The organism is Amycolatopsis cynarae (genome assembly GCF_026802195.1).
In the GTDB taxonomy this organism is placed as follows: domain Bacteria; phylum Actinomycetota; class Actinomycetes; order Mycobacteriales; family Pseudonocardiaceae; genus Amycolatopsis_E; species Amycolatopsis_E rhizosphaerae.
The window spans coordinates 1,423,812-1,438,927 of sequence record NZ_CP113836.1 but is presented as its reverse complement, the minus strand read 5'-3'; the positions used below and the strand labels follow the sequence as shown (position 1 = coordinate 1,438,927).

Here is a 15,116-nt window from a genome sequence, read left to right as displayed (position 1 = left end):
TGCGGAACCAACGACCGCACGCCGGCGTACGTTACGCGAATCGCCGCAACGGGCTCAGCCGGCGCGCTGCTGCCGGGCGAGGCGGGCCACGCACCAGGCCGGGGCGCTGCCGCGCCGCAGGTGCTGCAAGACGGTCATCGGGCCGAGCCTGCGGCCCAGGTCGGCCGGGGTGAGACCGGCCGCGCGGTAGTCCAGGGCACGCTGGTCCAGGGGGCTGATCCCGGCGTCCCACCACTGTTCTGCTTCGGCGACGTCACCGACCATCTGCCACCACCCCGCCGCGGCGACCAGCAGGTCGAGCGGCACCTCGGGCAGCCTCCTGCGCATCGCGTCAAGGTAGTCGGGGTCGGCGGATTCGACCGGGGACCACCGGCGGGCTCCGGTCCGGGCGCGCTGGCCGGGAATTCCCGGCGCCTGCTGCGGCAGCTCGGCGAGCCAGACGGACGCGATCCGGTCGATCTCCTTCTCCTCGGCCGTCTGTTCCCGTTCGGCCGCCCACTGCCGAATCACCGCATCGACTCCGGGATCTCCGGTCATCCCTGCCTCCTTGTGCCCCAACTGACAAGTGTTGACTGCGAACCGCGATGATCGAGTGATCGCGCGTGCCCGGCCGGATCGGCTGGCCAGAACCACCCGGTCACGCAATGTGAGCACGGTAGAGCCACGTAGAGCCGCTGCGCCAGACCTTCCGGGCCCCGAATTCCGCGACCAGGGGTTTAGACCCCGCGATCCACCCGGATGGTCGAATCAAGTCCGCCGAGATGTGGGAAAAGTTACTTTTCGTAGCGACTTTTACCGGGCATGCCGAAGCCCGGCGCCGCTCGGGGCGACGCCGGGCCGGTCCGTCTTGGGTCAGGAGAAGAGGGTGCGGACGAACGTCACGATCGCCTCCGCGCCGTCACGAAGCCAGCCGAGCGCGTTGTGCACGACCCCGGCCGACTGGGTGGGTCTGGTGATCAGGAAGAACAGCACGAGCGCGACGACGGCGACGATGAGGATCTTCTTGGTTTTCGCCGACATACGCTCCGTCCGATCGTTGAGCGGGCCGTCACCCGGCACGCACCCGATATGCGTCATAGTGCCTGGCACGAGCGGCTTTCGACAGGGTTTCACCCGTCTGGCTGTGGTCCCTCACTTTCCGTCGCCGCATCGGGCCCACTGCACCCTAGATGATCTCCTCCTGATCTGTCTCGCGGACACGCGCGGCAACCTGGCCCGTCGGCTCAGGCGATCACGCCTGAAGCCCGCAGAGCCTCGATACCGGCCGCGTCATAGCCGAGTTCGGAGAGCACCGCTTCGGTGTCGGCACCCTTTTCGTGCGGCGCGTGCGGCACCTGCGGCGGCGTGCGGTCGAACCGCGGCGCCGGCGCGGGCTGGACCACCCCGCCGATCTCGACGAAGGTCCCCCGGGCCGCGTTGTGCGGGTGCCCGGCGGCCTCCCACGGGCTCAGCACCGGGGTCAGGCACGCGTCCGTGCCCTCGGCCATGGCGACGAGCTCGTCCCGAGTGTGCTTGGCGATGGCCCCGGCCAGTATCTCCCGCAGGCGCGGCCATTCGTCGGCGTTGATGTGCAGGGGCAGGTCCTCGCCCGCCAGGCCCAGCACCTTGACCAGGTCACCCCAGAACCGCATCTCGATCGCGCCGACGGCCACGTACTTGCCGTCCGCGGTCTCGTAGGTGTCGTAGAACGGGGCCCCGCCGTCGAGGATGTTCGTGCCCCGCTCGCCCGGCCACATCCCGGCCGCGCGCATCCCGTGCAGCTGGGTGGTCAGCAGCGCCGCCCCTTCCACCATCGAGGCGTCCACCACCTGCCCCCGCCCCGAGGCGACCCGCTCGAACAGCGCGGCCAGCACGCCCATCGCCAGCAGCATGCCGCCGCCGGCGAAGTCGGCCACCAGGTTCAGCGGCGGTACCGGCCGCTCACCCGCCCGCCCGATCGGCTCGAGCGCCCCGGCGATCGCGGCGTAGTTGATGTCGTGACCGGCGGCGGGCGCGAGCGGGCCGTCCTGCCCCCAGCCGGTCAGCCTGCCGTAGACCAGGCGCGGATTGCGGCCCCGCACCTGCTCCGGGCCCAGCCCCATCCGCTCGGCCACGCCGGGCCGGAAACCCTCGATCAGCACGTCGGCCCGGTCGGTCAGCCGCAGCACGATCTCGACGCCCTCGGGTTTCTTGGTGTCGACCCCGATCGTCCGGCGCCCGCGCATCAGCGGGTCGCCCGCGATGCCGAGCACGTCCGCGCCGGGCGTGGCCCGGTCGACCCGGATCACCTCGGCGCCGAGGTCGGCGAGCATGGTCGCGGCGAACGGTGCCGGGGCGAGCCCGGCGAGTTCGACCACCTTGAGCCCGCTCAGCGGCCCAGGCTTCATCGATTACCCCTTCGAGTTTCGGAGTTTCAGAGGTTGCGGGAAATGATTTCCTTCATGATTTCGCTGGTGCCGCCGAAGATCCGGGAGATCCGGACATCGGTCCAGGCGCGGGCGATCGGGTACTCCATCATGTAGCCGTAACCGCCGTGCAGCTGCACGCATTCGTCGATGACCTTGTTGACCCGCTCGGTGGACCACAGCTTCGCCATCGCCGCGCCCATCACGTCCAGCTCGCCGTTGAGGTGCCGCTCGATGCACTGGTCGAGGAAGGCCCGCGCGACCGCCGCCTCGGTGGCCATCTCGGCGAGCTTGAACTTGGTGTTCTGGAAGTTGAAGATCGGGCGGCCGAACGCGGTGCGGTCCTTGGTGTAGGCGATCGTCTGGTCGATCGCCGCCTCCATCCCGGCCACCGCGGTGACCGCGATGATCAGCCGTTCCTGCGGCAGCTGCTGCATCATCTGGATGAAGCCCTGCCCCTCCTTCTCCCCGAGGAGGTTCGCGGCGGGCACGCGTACGTCGTCGAAGAACAGTTCCGCGGTGTCCTGCCCCTTGAGGCCCACCTTGTTCAGCACCCGGCCGCGGCGGAAACCGGGGGTGTCCGTCTCGACGGCGATCAGCGAGACGCCCGCGGCACCGGCCTCGGGATCGGTCTTGACGGCCAGCACGATCAGGTCGGCGAGTGCGCCGTTGGTGATGAAGGTCTTGGCGCCGTTGATGACGTAGTGGTCACCGTCGCGGACCGCGCGGGTCTTGATGTTCTGCAGGTCCGATCCCGTCCCGGGCTCGGTCATGCCGATGGCGCCGACCATCTCGCCGCTGGCGAACTTCGGCAGCCATTCACGCTTCTTCTCTTCGGAGGCGTAGTGGAGCAGATAGTGCGCGACGATGCCGCTGTGCACGGTGACACCCCAGGCGCCGTCACCGGCGCGGGCCTGCTCCTCGAAGAGCACGGCCTCGTGCGCGAACGTGCCGCCACCGCCGCCGTACTCCTCGGGGATGGACAGGGCGAGCAGCCCGACCTCACCCGCCTTGTTCCACAGCTCGCGCTCCACCTGCTTCTGCTCGGCCCACCGCTCCGCGTTGGGAGCGAGCTCCTTCTGGCAGAACGTCCTGGCCAGCTCACGGAAGTCGTCCAGGTCCCTGGCCCAGGCGCTCTTCGGGGGTTGCAGTGGCACGGCGTGGCCTCCTCTAGAAAACATTACGGATGGAAGGTAAGTTCCACGTGGAATGTACAGCCGGCTTCACCGCCGGTAAAGAGCACCGGGAGAACCGCAGTGGCCGAGGTCCGAGGACACCGCACCCAGGCGCAGCGGCGCGAGCAGACCAGGACGGCCCTGCTCGACGCGACCATCGACTGCCTGGTCGAACTCGGTTACGCCCGCACCTCCATGCAGGAGATCTGCGCCAGGGCCGGGGTCTCCAAGGGGGCGGCGCAGCACCATTTCGCGGACAAGGCCGAGCTGATGGCCGCCGCGGTCGAACATCTGACGACCAGGCGCATGGCCGCTCTGGCGGTGTCGCTGGACGAACTGCCGCACGGCGTCGACGCGATCCCCGCGGCCGTCGACATGCTGTGGCACGGCTACTCGGGCACGCTCGCCACGGCCTCCACCGAGCTGTGGGTGGCCGCCCGCACCGATCCCGCGCTCCGGGCGGCGATCCGCCCGGTCGACCGCGCACTCGGCCGGATGGCGCTGGAACGCATCCTCGAGATCGTCTCGGAACTGCCACCCGAACGCACCGAAACGCTGTTCTGGCTCACCGTCAACCTCATGCGGGGCCTCGCGCTCGACGCCGAACTCGGCGGTGCGCCCGCCCGGCGCAAGCAACTGCTGGAGGAATGGAAGCGCGTCGCGAAACAACAGGCAGGCTGAGCGGATCGGCCACCAGCGGGCCATCGCCGGAACCGGGTGGAGAACGGGTCGCGGGCGGGCCGGCCCGGCCCTCACACGGGCCGGCCCGCTCCACCTGGGAGACCCGCCGGGGCGCGGCCGGTGACGTTTACTTACGAAAAGTTCTGACTCGCGGGCGCGGGTAAACGCCGCGTGCACCGGGAACCGTATCCAGGGGCACGCAGCAGGCGGAAGGAGCCCCGCGATGAACGCACCCTTTGCCGCATCGCCACAACAGCCACAGCAGCCACGCCAGGCGCAGTCACCACACCCGCAGCAGCCCGAACAAACCCAGCCGCCCCAGCCGCAACAGCGATCGGAGCGCCCCCCGGCCCGCGCGGCGCTGATGAGGGGCGGGCCCGCACCGCTCATCGCCGCGGTGCTGGCCGTGCTGGCCGCCGCGCTCTTCGCGGTCGGCACCTTCTACCCGACCGCCGAAATGCGGCAGCTCTTCCTGGGACAGCAGGTGCGGGAGATGCTCGTCACACCCTGGCATCGGACGATCATCCCTCCGCCGCAGGGCGCGGCGGCGCAGTACTACGCCGCGAGCCACGTGCCGCTGTACGGCATCCCCTTGTGCGTCATCGCCGGGGCGCTGTTCGCCGGGGCCGTGGTGACCCTGCTGACCGTCCGGCGGGGCGGCGGCGCCGCCAGGGTCACCCTCACCGCGGCCTCCGCGGCGGCCGTGGCCGCCGCGGTCATGCTCGCGATGGACGTGGAATCCACCCTGAGCTACCAGGGCGCCGACCCGACCGAGACCGCGGCCAGCCAGACCCTCTACAACGCCGGGCTCGGCTTCTGGCTCATCGCGATCGGCGCGACCCTCGCCCTGCTGTCGACGGTGCTCGTCCTGCCCAAGGCGGCGGAAGCCGGGCCAGAAGAGCCCGCGTCCTCTGTGGACAAGACTCCACAGGCGGGGATTCCGGCACAGCCGGAACCACCCGCACCGCCGCGGCCCTCCCCCCGGCCGAAGGAGCCCGGAGACAAATGAGATCCGGTGGCGCTGCAAGGTTTCTTGCAACGCCACCGAGTTCACGGAGTTCAGGACGCGCTGTGCCGGTTACGGCGGCGCAGCCCGAAACCGAGACCGGACAGACCGACCACCCCGGCCGCCATCCCGACCGGCAACACCGGAACGTCCACAATCTCCACCGTGCTACCGGCGGAGTTGTTGCCGGTATTGGGATCCGGCTCGTTCCCGGTCACCGTCGCCGTGTTGGTCACATAACCCAACGGACCCGTCGCGGTACCCGTCACCGTGATCGTGGCACTCTGCCCCACCGGAAGAAGACCGCCGACACAGGACAGGTTGCTGCCCGTCAGGGTGCAGCCCGGGGTGCCGGCCCGCAGGTTCGTCGCGGGTACCTGGTCGGTCACCGTGTAACCCGAAGAATCCCCTGCCCGTGGTTGGTCACCACCAGGGTGTCGGTCACCGCATCACCCTGCCGCACCGGGGCTCGGCGACACCATTTTGACAATGCCCAAATCGGCGGGCAACGGACTGTTCGTCACCGTGCACGCAATATCATCGCCGGGCTTCGGCGAGACCGCCTTCATCGTCCCGGAGCCGGATGGCAAAGCCGTCGTACTTCCCGCGGTCGCCGCCTCACTCAGGACGTAACTACTCCCGTTCGCCCGCGGCAGCACTGTCAACGTGCCCGTCGTCGCCGTCGCCGCGGTACCCGTCGTCGCCGACCCCACCGTCGTGCCTTCCGGGGAAGTCACCGACAGGTCGAACGAATCCGACGCACGCACCGGGCTCGCCACCGTCTTGTTCAACGTCAGCTTCGACGTCTGCCGGATCGTCACGAGGGCACCCGCGCGGGGCCCCCTGCTCTGGTGCTGAGGGCGGGAAGCCTGAGAGGATTACTCCTCGGTAACGTAGCTGCGCGACGGAGGCTTCATGACCAGCACAACCCCGACCAGCGAGCAGGAAGCGCACCGGCCCACCACGATCGGCGGGGTCGTCGGCGCGCCCACGGCGGCCAGGGCCGCCCAGCTCGTCCGGCGGGCATCGGGTGGCCAGGACTCCGCGCCGACCGAGGTCACCGCCCCGTTCACCGGCCTGCTCACCGCGAGCCTGCCCCAGGCCACGGATGCCGACGTACGCGCGATCTTCGCCAAGGCCAGGTCCGCCCAGCAGATCTGGGCGGCGCGCCCGGCGCGAGAACGCCAGCGCGTCCTCGCCCGCCTGGCCGAACTCATCCTGCGGCGCCAGGACGAGATCCTCGACATCGTCCAGCTCGAAGCGGGCAAGGCCCGCCTCGACGCCTTCGACGAGGTGAGCGCGACCGCGCTCGTCGCCGGCTACTACGGCAAGCACAGCGCACGGATCCTCGGCACCCGCCGGGTCGGCGGAGTCATCCCGGTGCTCACCAAGGCCGCCGAGCTACGGCACCCCAAGGGCGTCGTCGGCATCATCTCGCCGTGGAACTACCCGCTCGCCCTGACCGCGATGGACGTACTGCCCGCGCTCGCGGCGGGCAACGCGGTGGTCCAGAAACCGGACAATCAGACCGCGCTGTCGGCGCTGTGGCTGCACGAACTCGCCGAGGAGGCCGGGCTGCCGTCCGGGATCTGGCACATCGTGCTCGGCCGCGGCTCCCGGATCGGCGACGCCCTCACCGAAGAGTCCGACTACCTGTGCTTCACCGGGTCCACCCCCACCGGCAAGGCGCTCGCCGGGAAGGTCGCGCACCGCCTCACCGGTTACTCCCTCGAACTCGGCGGCAAGAACCCCATGCTGATCCTGCCCGGCGCGCCGGTGGCCAAGGCCGCCGCCGGGGCGGTCACCGCGTGCTTCTCCTCGGCGGGGCAGCTGTGCGTGTCCGTCGAGCGGATCTACGTGCACGAGAGCATCCGGGCCGAGTTCACCAGCGCCTTCGTCACGAAGACCGAGGCGCTGCGGCTGGGCGGCGAGCTCGGCTACGCCGCCGACATGGGCTCCCTGACCTCGGAAAGCCAGCTCGCCGCGGTGTCGGCCCATGTCGAGGACGCCAGGGCGAAGGGTGCCACGGTCCTCACCGGCGGCCGCGCCCGCCCCGACCTCGGACCGCTCTTCTACGAACCCACCGTGCTCACCGGCGTGCCCGAGGACGCCGCCCTGTTCGCCGAGGAGACCTTCGGCCCGGTCGTGGCGATCTACGGCTACACCGACGTGGACGACGCCATCGCCCGCGCCAACAGCACCGTCTACGGGCTCAACGCGAGCGTGTGGACCGGCGACGAGGCCGAAGGCTGGGCCGTCGCGGCGCGCCTCCGGGCGGGCACGGTCAACGTCAACGAGGGCTACGCGGCCACCTTCGGCACCGTGGCCCTGCCGATGGGCGGGATGAAGGAATCCGGCTTCGGCAGGCGCAACGGCGCCGAGGGACTGCTCAAGTACACCGAGTCGCAGTCCATCGCGTTGCAGCGCGGGCTGCGGTTGCGGCCGCCGCGCTTCGTCCCGCCGAAGCTGTGGGCCGTCGGCATGACCACCGGACTGCGGTTCCTGCGCCGCATCCGCTGACGCCGGCGCCGGGGTCGCACTTCTCTCCCCCAACGGGATCGAAGTGCGGCCCCTGCCTCACACCGCCGCGCCGGACGGCTTCGCCAGCAGGCCCCGGTCGTAGGCGATGGCGACCGCCTCGGCCCGCCGCGTCGCCCCGAGCTTCGCCATCACGCGGGAAAGGTGCACGCTCACCGTCTTCTCGCTGATGTAGAGCTCCTCCCCCACCTGGCGGTTCGTGCGGCCGAGCGCCACCCGCTCCAGCACGGCCCGCTCCCGCTCGGTCAGCGGGTCCACCCGGGACTGCGCCGACTCGGCCGCCGCCGTCGCACCCGTCGCCTCGGTCAGGCCCGGCAGGTCGATCCGGGCCCGGCGCGCCAGCGACCGGATCGCGTCCCGCAACGGCAGGGCCCGCAGCGTTTCCGCCACCTCATGCGCTTCCCGCACTTCGCGGGCGGCCCGCGCCGATTCGCCCGCGGCGAGCAACGCCTCCGCGTGGTGCCAGCGGCACACCGCCTGCTCGTACACCGCGCCGTAGCCGAAGGCCTCCACCGCGGCCTCCCACCGCGCCGGATCCGCCTTCCCGCCCAGACCGGAGGCCATCGCCTCGGCGCGCGCCAGCCACGCCCGGCCCTCCGGCCCGAGCTTCCCCGCGCGGGGGCGGCCGTTCGCCGCGGCGTAATGGACCTGCTCGAGCAGGCGCTCGCCGGTGGCCACCGCGTCCCGCTCCTCGGGCTCGTCCCCGCGCAGACGGGCCGCCGCGGCCTGCGCGACCGCGCCCGCCAGCGCGTGGGCACCCAGCCGGATCTCGCTGAGCAGGTAGTCCAGCCCGAACACGCGCAGGAAGTCGCTGACCTCCTCGGCCCGCCGGATCGCCGCCGGGTAGTCGCCCTGCCAGTAGGCCAGTTCCGAACCTGCGGCGCCCGCGGCCAGCGCGGTGAGGGGTTCGGCCCGCCAGTGCGGGCGCAGTTCGACGAGCAGCTTCGCAGCCATCGTGAACCGGCCCCGCGAGACCACGATCGGCAGCGAAGAGGCGGTCATGCGGGCGGCCAGCGCGCTGGACACCCCGCGGGCCGGGGCGCCGGCGGCCGACTCGGCCGGCCAGTCACCGCTGAAGTACCGCAACTGCAACTGCCGAGACCGCATTTCCAGGCCGTAGGCGCTCCACGTCAGACCGGTCTCCTCGGCACGGGTGATACCCCGCTGGTAGACCATGATCGCCCGGTCGATCTCGCCCTGGTCCTCATAGGAGTTGCCGAGGAAACACAACGCCCGCAGCTCGACGTTCGGCGCGTCGGCCTCCCGCGCCTTGCGCTCGGCTTCGAGCAGGCGCACACGCGCCTCCTCGAACTCGGCCGCGTTGTCGGCCAGCCCCCCGAGCGTGATCAGCGCGGAGGCCTCCGCCCCCGCCGTCCCGGTGGCCCGTGCGTCGGCGACCGCGGTGCGCGCGCTCTCCAGGGCGTCCTCCCGGCGCCCCACCCCGCGCAGGATCGCCGCCCGGGTGGCCAGCACCCAGCTCCGCGTGCGGCCCGGCTCGGACTCGGCCACCAGATCCCAGGCGCGGCCGACCGCCGCCACCGCCTCGTCGATCGTGCCTTCCACGTTCATCAGGGCCTCGGCCAGCCGCCGCCAGGTCTTCGCCGCGCGCTCGACGTCGGAGTCGGGCCGCAGTTCCTGCACCGCCGAGCGGGCGTAGGCCACGGCCCTCTCCGGCTCGCCGGAGGTGCCGGCGAAGTACGAGGCCTCGTGCAGCAACCGCAGCTCGTCCACGCCCTCGGGATGGCTCGATTCGGGCACCGCGTGCCAGATCTCCAGCGCCTGTTCGACATGCCGCAGGGCGGCGCCCGGGGCGCCGAGCCGCTCGGCCTCGTCCGCGGCCCGCAGCAGGGCGGGCAGCGCGGTGGTCATGTCCCGGCTCTGCAGGCTGTGGTAAGCCAGTTTGGCGTCGTGACCGCGCCCCTGGGGGGTGCGCATGATCCGCGCCGCGTACGCCGCGTGCATCCGGATCCGCTCACCGGGCAGCAGATCGCCGTAGACCGCCTCCTGCAGCAGCGCGTGCCGGAAGGTGTAGGCGCCGTCCTCGACCACCAGCACGTGATGCTGCACCGCTTCCCGCAGCGCCTCGTCGAGCTCGTTCTCGCCGATGCCCGAAACGTCGGCGAGCGCGGCGTGCGAGACGCCCTCGCCCGCCACGGAGATCACCCGCAGCGCGCGCCGGGCGTCGGGAGACAGCCGTTCCAGGCGCGCCAGCAGCACTTCGGCCAGTTCGGCGGGCAGGTCGCTGCCCTCGGTACAGGAGGCCAGCAGTTCCTCCACGAAGAACGGGTTGCCCTCGGAGCGTTCGACGACGCTGGCGATCGTCTCGGGTGACAGCGGCCCTTCGGCGAGCGCCTCGACGAAGGCCCGTGCGTCCGAGGGGGACAGCGGGCGCAGCTCGACCTGGGTGACGGTGGGCAACCGAACCAGCTCGACCAGCAGCCCCCGCAGCGGGTGCCGCCGGTGGACGTCCTCCCCGCGATAGCTGGCCACGATCAGCAACCGCTGCGCACGGATCCGCGTGGCCAGGAAGGACAGCAGGTTGCGGGTCGAGCCGTCCGCCCAGTGCAGGTCCTCCAGGACGAGGACCACCGGCCGGTGCTCGGCGATCCGGGCCAGCACCCCGAGGACGGCGTCGAACAGCTGCAACTGGCCGAGGTCCTGCTCGGACCGTGCCCGGTGGGCCATCTCGGGTTCCGAGGAGGTGACCGGCACCAGCTCGGAGCTCACCAGCGGCCCGGGCTGGGCCGTCGGCAGCAGGCGGCCCAGCGCGGGGCGGGTCCGCACCGCCTCGACGACCACCGGGTCCTCGGCCGTGGCCAGCGGGCCGAACGCCTCGGCGAAGGGGAGGTAGGGCAGGCCGCCCTCCCGCACGTCGAGGCAGCGCCCGGTCAGCACGAGCGCGCCCCGGCCGCCCGTGTACTCGCCCAGTTCGGCGAGCACGCGGGTCTTGCCGACGCCGGCATCCCCGGCGAGCAGGACCGTGCCGGCTTCACCGCGCTCGGCGCGGCTGAAGGCGGCACGGAGCCTGCGCATCTCGTCGACGCGGGCGACCAACGGGATTCCGGAACCTAGACGGGGCACGAGATGCATTCTCGCCTACCCGACCGACAGTTCCGGCACGATTTTCACCGCACTCCCCGCGAACCGCGCCACACCCGGTCCGCTCCCCGGCCGCCGGCACACCACCCGGCCCCTTACCGGGTTCCGGCCTGGGTCATCAGCACCTCACCCGGCGCCGGACTCCGCTGTTCGGGCACCCGTACTTCGGATACCCTCCGCCACCGCCGGCGACGGGCCGGCCTGCCCGCCCGCGCGGCCCGGTTGATCTGCTCGGTCCGGTAAGCCACCTCGGCCTGCACCGCGTCGAAGATCCAGTCGTTTCGCATCTGAGGTCCCTCTCTCTGTTCTGCTCGCTTGTCGGCGAAGTCCAGAGTCGTCCTGAGGGGGCCTTACCGGCATCGGAAGATCACGTGGTTTCCGGCGCGAAAAGACCCCTTACCCCGCTGGAGTCGCAGCTCAGCGGGCGTAAGGGGTTCAGGGGAGGGATTACCTCAGCCGCGCCCGACGGCGCCCAGCAGTGCCTGCCAGCCCCGCGGGGACACGCTCAGCACGCCGCCCGCGGGGTTCTTCGAGTCCCGCACGCCGACCCGCTGGGCGGACAGGGCCACCTCGACACAGTCGTTGCCGCCGCCGCTGTGGCTGCTCTTGCGCCAGGCACCGGCCGGGAATTCCACGTTCACCATTTCCCGCTCCTTACTTTGCCGCTGTGTTGGGATTTCCGATGGGGAGGGTCTGGAGAGGGGCCGCGGCTCAGCCGGAAAACCGGGCGGCGGCCGCCGCGATCACCGACACCGAGTCGTCCGGTTTCAGCGCCGCGGCACGCAGATGATCGAACATCAGGGAATAGCGCCGGACATCCGGAGCCAGCTCCAGGAAGAATCCACCGGAGGTGGCGTCGACGTAGACCACGTCCGGATCGGCGGGCTCGGGGAAGCCGAGGATCAGAAACGGTCCTTCCATCCCGGGATGGGCCCCGGCGCCGAAGGGCACCACCTGGATCGTCACGTGCGGCAGCCGGGCGAGCTCCAGCAACCGGTTCGCCTGCCGGGCCATCACCTCGGGACCGCCGACCACGCGGTGCAGCACGGCCTCGTCGATCACCGCCCAGTATTCGGGCGGGTTCGGGTCGGCGAGCAGCGCCTGGCGCGCGGTCCGCGCCGCCACCCGCCGCTGGATGTCGGATTCGTCGGCATCCGGCCGCATGGCCCGGATCACCGCGCGCGCGTAGGTCTCGGTCTGCAGCAGACCGGGCACCAGTAACGCCTGGAACGCCCTCAGCGAACTGGCGTCGGCCTCCAGGCCGACGAAGGTGCCGGTGAAGACCTCCTTGTAGGCGTGCCACCAGCCCGGCTTGCGCGCCTCGCGCGCCAGCTGCACCAGCGCCTCCCGTTCGTCACCGGTGAGGCCGTACAGCTCCAGCATGTCCCTCGCGTCGCGGGGGGTGACCCCGACGTGCCCGGTCTCGATGCGGCTGATCTTGGATGCCGAGCATTCGAGCTTCTCGCCGACCTCGTCGATGGTCAGGCCGGCCGCCTCGCGCAGGCGCCGCAGCTCGCTCGCCAGACGCCGCCGCCGGATGGTGGGCCCCTGACCTCGTTTCACCGTCGCACCTCCGTCTTGGTCGACTCGGTCCACGCTGCCCATTTCCCCCGGCTTGTTGACGATGCGCTCCATCTAACCAGTCGATTCGCTATTTGGTCAGTGGCTCACCACCCGGAAAGGGTTAGTTCGCCCCATCAGTGGATCCGCGCATGCAGACTGCAATCAAAAAACTGCAAAATGCACACATTCTCGGACGGATCCTGAACGGGGAACGCGCTTTCCCAGGGCAGGCGCCGGCTGTCCCGCGACCTCCAGCAGGTTCCGGACCGCAACTTCCCACCACTCAGCGGCGCACGCGCAGCAGCCCCTCCTGGACCACCGTCGCGATCAAGGTGCCGTCCTGGGCGAAGAACCGGCCGGTGGCCAGACCGCGGCCCCCGGAAGCGCTCGGCGAGGTCGTGTCGTACAGGAACCACTCGTCCGCCCGGAACGGGCGGTGGAACCACAGGGCGTGGTCGAGACTCGCGCCGATCACCCGGTCGAGATCCCAGTACACCCCGTGCCGGGCCAGCGGCGAATCCAGCAGCGTCATGTCCGAGGCGTAGGTGAGCACGCAGACGTGCAGCAACTCCTCGTCGGGCAGCTTGCCGTCGGCCCGCATCCACACCTGGTTGCGCGGACTCGGCCTGCCCGTCTCCCTGGTCACCCACGGCGGATCGTTCACGTAACGCACGTCGATCGGCCGCGGACGGCTGCGGAACTCCGGCAGGTTCGGAAACTCCGTCAACCGTTCCAGGTAGGTCGGCAGCGTTTCCGGCCCGGGCACGTCCGGCATCTCGTCGGCGTGCTCCAGCCCCTCTTCCTCCTTCTGGAAGGAGGCCGACAGCGCGAAGATCGCCTTGCCGTGCTGGATCGCCGTGACCCGCCGCGTGGTGAACGACCGGCCGTCGCGGATCCGGTCGACCTCGTACACGATGGGCACGCTCGGATCCCCACCGCGGATGAAGTACGCGTGCAGCGAATGGACCTTCCGCTCGCTCGGCACCGTCCGCCCGGCGGCCACCAGAGCCTGCCCCGCGACCTGCCCGCCGAACACCCGCACCGGGGAGTGGGCCGGGCTCACCCCGCGGAAGATGTTCTCTTCGATCTTCTCCAGATCGAGCAGCGCCACCAGGTGGTCGAGCACCGCCTGGCCGCCCGCTCCCACCGCGCCGTCCAGACCGGCGGCGGCATCCCTCGCGAGCTCAGTCATACGCAGACCTTATGCGGTGATCGCCGTGGCGACGCTCAGGCGTGGTCGTCCTCACCGAGCCGGTGCACCCGGATGAGGTTGGTCGACCCGACCGTCCCGGGCGGGGAACCGGCCACGATGACCACCAGATCGCCGGGCTGGTAGCGGCCCATCTCCAGCATCGAGTGATCCACCTGCTGGATCATCTGGTCCGTCGAGCCGACCTTCGGCACGATGTGCGTGGTGGTGCCCCAGGTCATCGCGAGCTGGCTGCGGACGCTCTCCTCCGGGGTGAAGGCGAGCAGCGGCAGCCGGGTGTGCAGCCGCGCGAGCCTGCGCACGGTGTCCCCGGACTGCGTGAACGCGACCAGCGCCTTGGCGTTGAGCCGCTCCCCGATGTCCTTCGCGGCGTAGGAGATCACGCCCCGCTTGGTGCGCGGCACGTGGGACAGCGGCGGCACGGTGGGCGAGTCCGCTTCGACGGCCTCGATGATGCGGCCCATGGTGCGCACCGTCTCGATCGGATAGCGGCCGACGCTGGTCTCACCGGAGAGCATGACCGCGTCGGTGCCGTCGAGCACGGCGTTGGCGACGTCGGAGGCCTCGGCGCGGGTGGGGCGGGAGTTGTTGATCATCGAGTCGAGCATCTGGGTCGCCACGATGACCGGCTTGGCGTTCTCCCTGGCGATCTGGATGGCGCGCTTCTGCACCAGCGGCACCTGCTCCAGCGGCAGCTCGACGCCGAGGTCGCCGCGGGCGACCATGACCCCGTCGAAGGCCAGCACGATCGCTTCGAGGTTGTAGACCGCCTCGGGCTTCTCCAGCTTGGCGATGACCGGGAGCCTGCCCTTGCCGACCCGGTCCATCACCTTGTGCACCAGGTCGATGTCGGCCGGGGAGCGGACGAAGGAGAGCGCGATGAAGTCCACCCCGAGCTCGAGCGCGAACTCGAGGTCCTCGATGTCCTTCTCCGACAGCGCGGGCACCGACACGTCCATGCCGGGCAGCGAAACGCCCTTGTTGTTGCTGACCGGGCCGCCCTCGGTGACCTCGCAGACCACGTCGGGGCCCTGGACGTCCTTGACCACCAGGCCGATGTTGCCGTCGTCCACCAGCAGCCGGTCGCCCGGCTTGGCGTCGCGGGCCAGGCCCTTGTAGGTGGTGGAGACCCGGTCGTGCGTCCCGGCCACGTCCTCGACGGTGATGCGCACGATGTCGCCCGTGCGCCACTCCACCGGTCCGCCGGCGAAGGTGCCGAGCCGGATCTTGGGCCCCTGCAGGTCGGCGAGCACACCCACGGCGCGGCCGGTTTCGGCGGCCGCCTGGCGGATCAGGTCGTAGACCTGCTTGTGGTCGCCGTGACTGCCGTGGCTGAAGTTCATCCTCGCGACGTCCATCCCGGCGTCCACGAGTGCCCGCACCTTCTCCGCCGTGGCGGTCGCGGGGCCCAGCGTACAAACGATCTTCGCGCGTCGGCTCACGTTTTCTTAGCGTAGACC

The 15,116-nt window shown here is 70.9% G+C and carries 15 protein-coding genes; 3 read left to right on the top strand and 12 right to left on the bottom strand.

Going from position 1 to position 15,116, the window contains the following annotated elements; all coding sequences use genetic code 11:
• Positions 1 to 54: 54 nt before the first annotated feature.
• From ORV05_RS07075 to ORV05_RS07060, 4 genes are all read right to left on the bottom strand, one after another.
• Positions 55 to 537 (bottom strand): helix-turn-helix transcriptional regulator, encoded by a 483-nt coding sequence (locus ORV05_RS07075; RefSeq protein WP_268757636.1) that lies wholly within the window; start codon positions 535 to 537, stop codon positions 55 to 57.
• A 315-nt stretch (positions 538 to 852) separates the two neighbouring features.
• Positions 853 to 1,020: a hypothetical protein gene (locus ORV05_RS07070; RefSeq protein ID WP_186382629.1), complete on the bottom strand. Its 168-nt coding sequence runs from the start codon at positions 1,018 to 1,020 to the stop codon at positions 853 to 855.
• Positions 1,021 to 1,223: 203 nt separating this feature from the next.
• On the bottom strand, positions 1,224 to 2,366 hold the full coding sequence (locus tag ORV05_RS07065; protein ID WP_268757635.1) for a CaiB/BaiF CoA transferase family protein: 1,143 nt from the start codon (positions 2,364 to 2,366) through the stop codon (positions 1,224 to 1,226).
• A 26-nt stretch (positions 2,367 to 2,392) separates the two neighbouring features.
• Positions 2,393 to 3,541, bottom strand: coding sequence for an acyl-CoA dehydrogenase family protein (locus tag ORV05_RS07060; RefSeq protein WP_268757633.1), 1,149 nt, complete (start codon positions 3,539 to 3,541; stop codon positions 2,393 to 2,395).
• Between the two features lie 99 nt (positions 3,542 to 3,640).
• Between ORV05_RS07060 and ORV05_RS07055 the strand changes: the two genes are divergently transcribed.
• Together ORV05_RS07055 and ORV05_RS07050 are read left to right on the top strand one after the other, a co-directional pair.
• A complete protein-coding gene (locus ORV05_RS07055) occupies positions 3,641 to 4,240 on the top strand; it encodes a TetR/AcrR family transcriptional regulator (protein ID WP_268757632.1) in 600 nt (199 codons plus the stop codon).
• 223 nt (positions 4,241 to 4,463) lie between these two features.
• Positions 4,464 to 5,249, top strand: coding sequence for a hypothetical protein (locus ORV05_RS07050; protein WP_268757631.1), 786 nt, complete (start codon positions 4,464 to 4,466; stop codon positions 5,247 to 5,249).
• 50 nt (positions 5,250 to 5,299) lie between these two features.
• On the opposite strand, the gene ORV05_RS07045 is transcribed toward ORV05_RS07050, so the two are convergent.
• Entirely contained in the window at positions 5,300 to 5,635 is a 336-nt protein-coding gene (locus tag ORV05_RS07045) for a hypothetical protein (protein ID WP_268757630.1), read from the bottom strand.
• A gap of 60 nt (positions 5,636 to 5,695) precedes the next feature.
• Positions 5,696 to 6,067, bottom strand: a complete 372-nt coding sequence (locus ORV05_RS07040; protein ID WP_268757629.1) for a hypothetical protein — start codon at positions 6,065 to 6,067, stop codon at positions 5,696 to 5,698.
• 94 nt (positions 6,068 to 6,161) lie between these two features.
• On the opposite strand from ORV05_RS07040, the gene ORV05_RS07035 reads away from it, so the two are divergent.
• Positions 6,162 to 7,766, top strand: a complete 1,605-nt coding sequence (locus ORV05_RS07035; RefSeq protein WP_268757628.1) for a succinic semialdehyde dehydrogenase — start codon at positions 6,162 to 6,164, stop codon at positions 7,764 to 7,766.
• Between the two features lie 57 nt (positions 7,767 to 7,823).
• Here ORV05_RS07035 and ORV05_RS07030 read toward each other — a convergent pair whose 3' ends face one another.
• From ORV05_RS07030 to pyk, 6 genes are all read right to left on the bottom strand, one after another.
• Positions 7,824 to 10,874 (bottom strand): helix-turn-helix transcriptional regulator, encoded by a 3,051-nt coding sequence (locus tag ORV05_RS07030; RefSeq protein WP_268757627.1) that lies wholly within the window; start codon positions 10,872 to 10,874, stop codon positions 7,824 to 7,826.
• A gap of 104 nt (positions 10,875 to 10,978) precedes the next feature.
• The gene (locus tag ORV05_RS07025; protein WP_268757626.1) at positions 10,979 to 11,170 is read right to left on the bottom strand and encodes a hypothetical protein; all 192 of its coding nucleotides are present in this window, start codon (positions 11,168 to 11,170) and stop codon (positions 10,979 to 10,981) included.
• Between the two features lie 165 nt (positions 11,171 to 11,335).
• On the bottom strand, positions 11,336 to 11,527 hold the full coding sequence (locus ORV05_RS07020) for a DUF397 domain-containing protein (protein ID WP_268757625.1): 192 nt from the start codon (positions 11,525 to 11,527) through the stop codon (positions 11,336 to 11,338).
• Between the two features lie 67 nt (positions 11,528 to 11,594).
• Positions 11,595 to 12,446 (bottom strand): helix-turn-helix domain-containing protein, encoded by an 852-nt coding sequence (locus ORV05_RS07015; RefSeq protein WP_268759726.1) that lies wholly within the window; start codon positions 12,444 to 12,446, stop codon positions 11,595 to 11,597.
• 283 nt (positions 12,447 to 12,729) lie between these two features.
• Positions 12,730 to 13,638, bottom strand: a complete 909-nt coding sequence (tesB, locus tag ORV05_RS07010; RefSeq protein ID WP_144589081.1) for an acyl-CoA thioesterase II — start codon at positions 13,636 to 13,638, stop codon at positions 12,730 to 12,732.
• A 35-nt stretch (positions 13,639 to 13,673) separates the two neighbouring features.
• On the bottom strand, positions 13,674 to 15,098 hold the full coding sequence (gene pyk, locus ORV05_RS07005) for a pyruvate kinase (RefSeq protein ID WP_144589083.1): 1,425 nt from the start codon (positions 15,096 to 15,098) through the stop codon (positions 13,674 to 13,676).
• Positions 15,099 to 15,116: the final 18 nt, after the last annotated feature.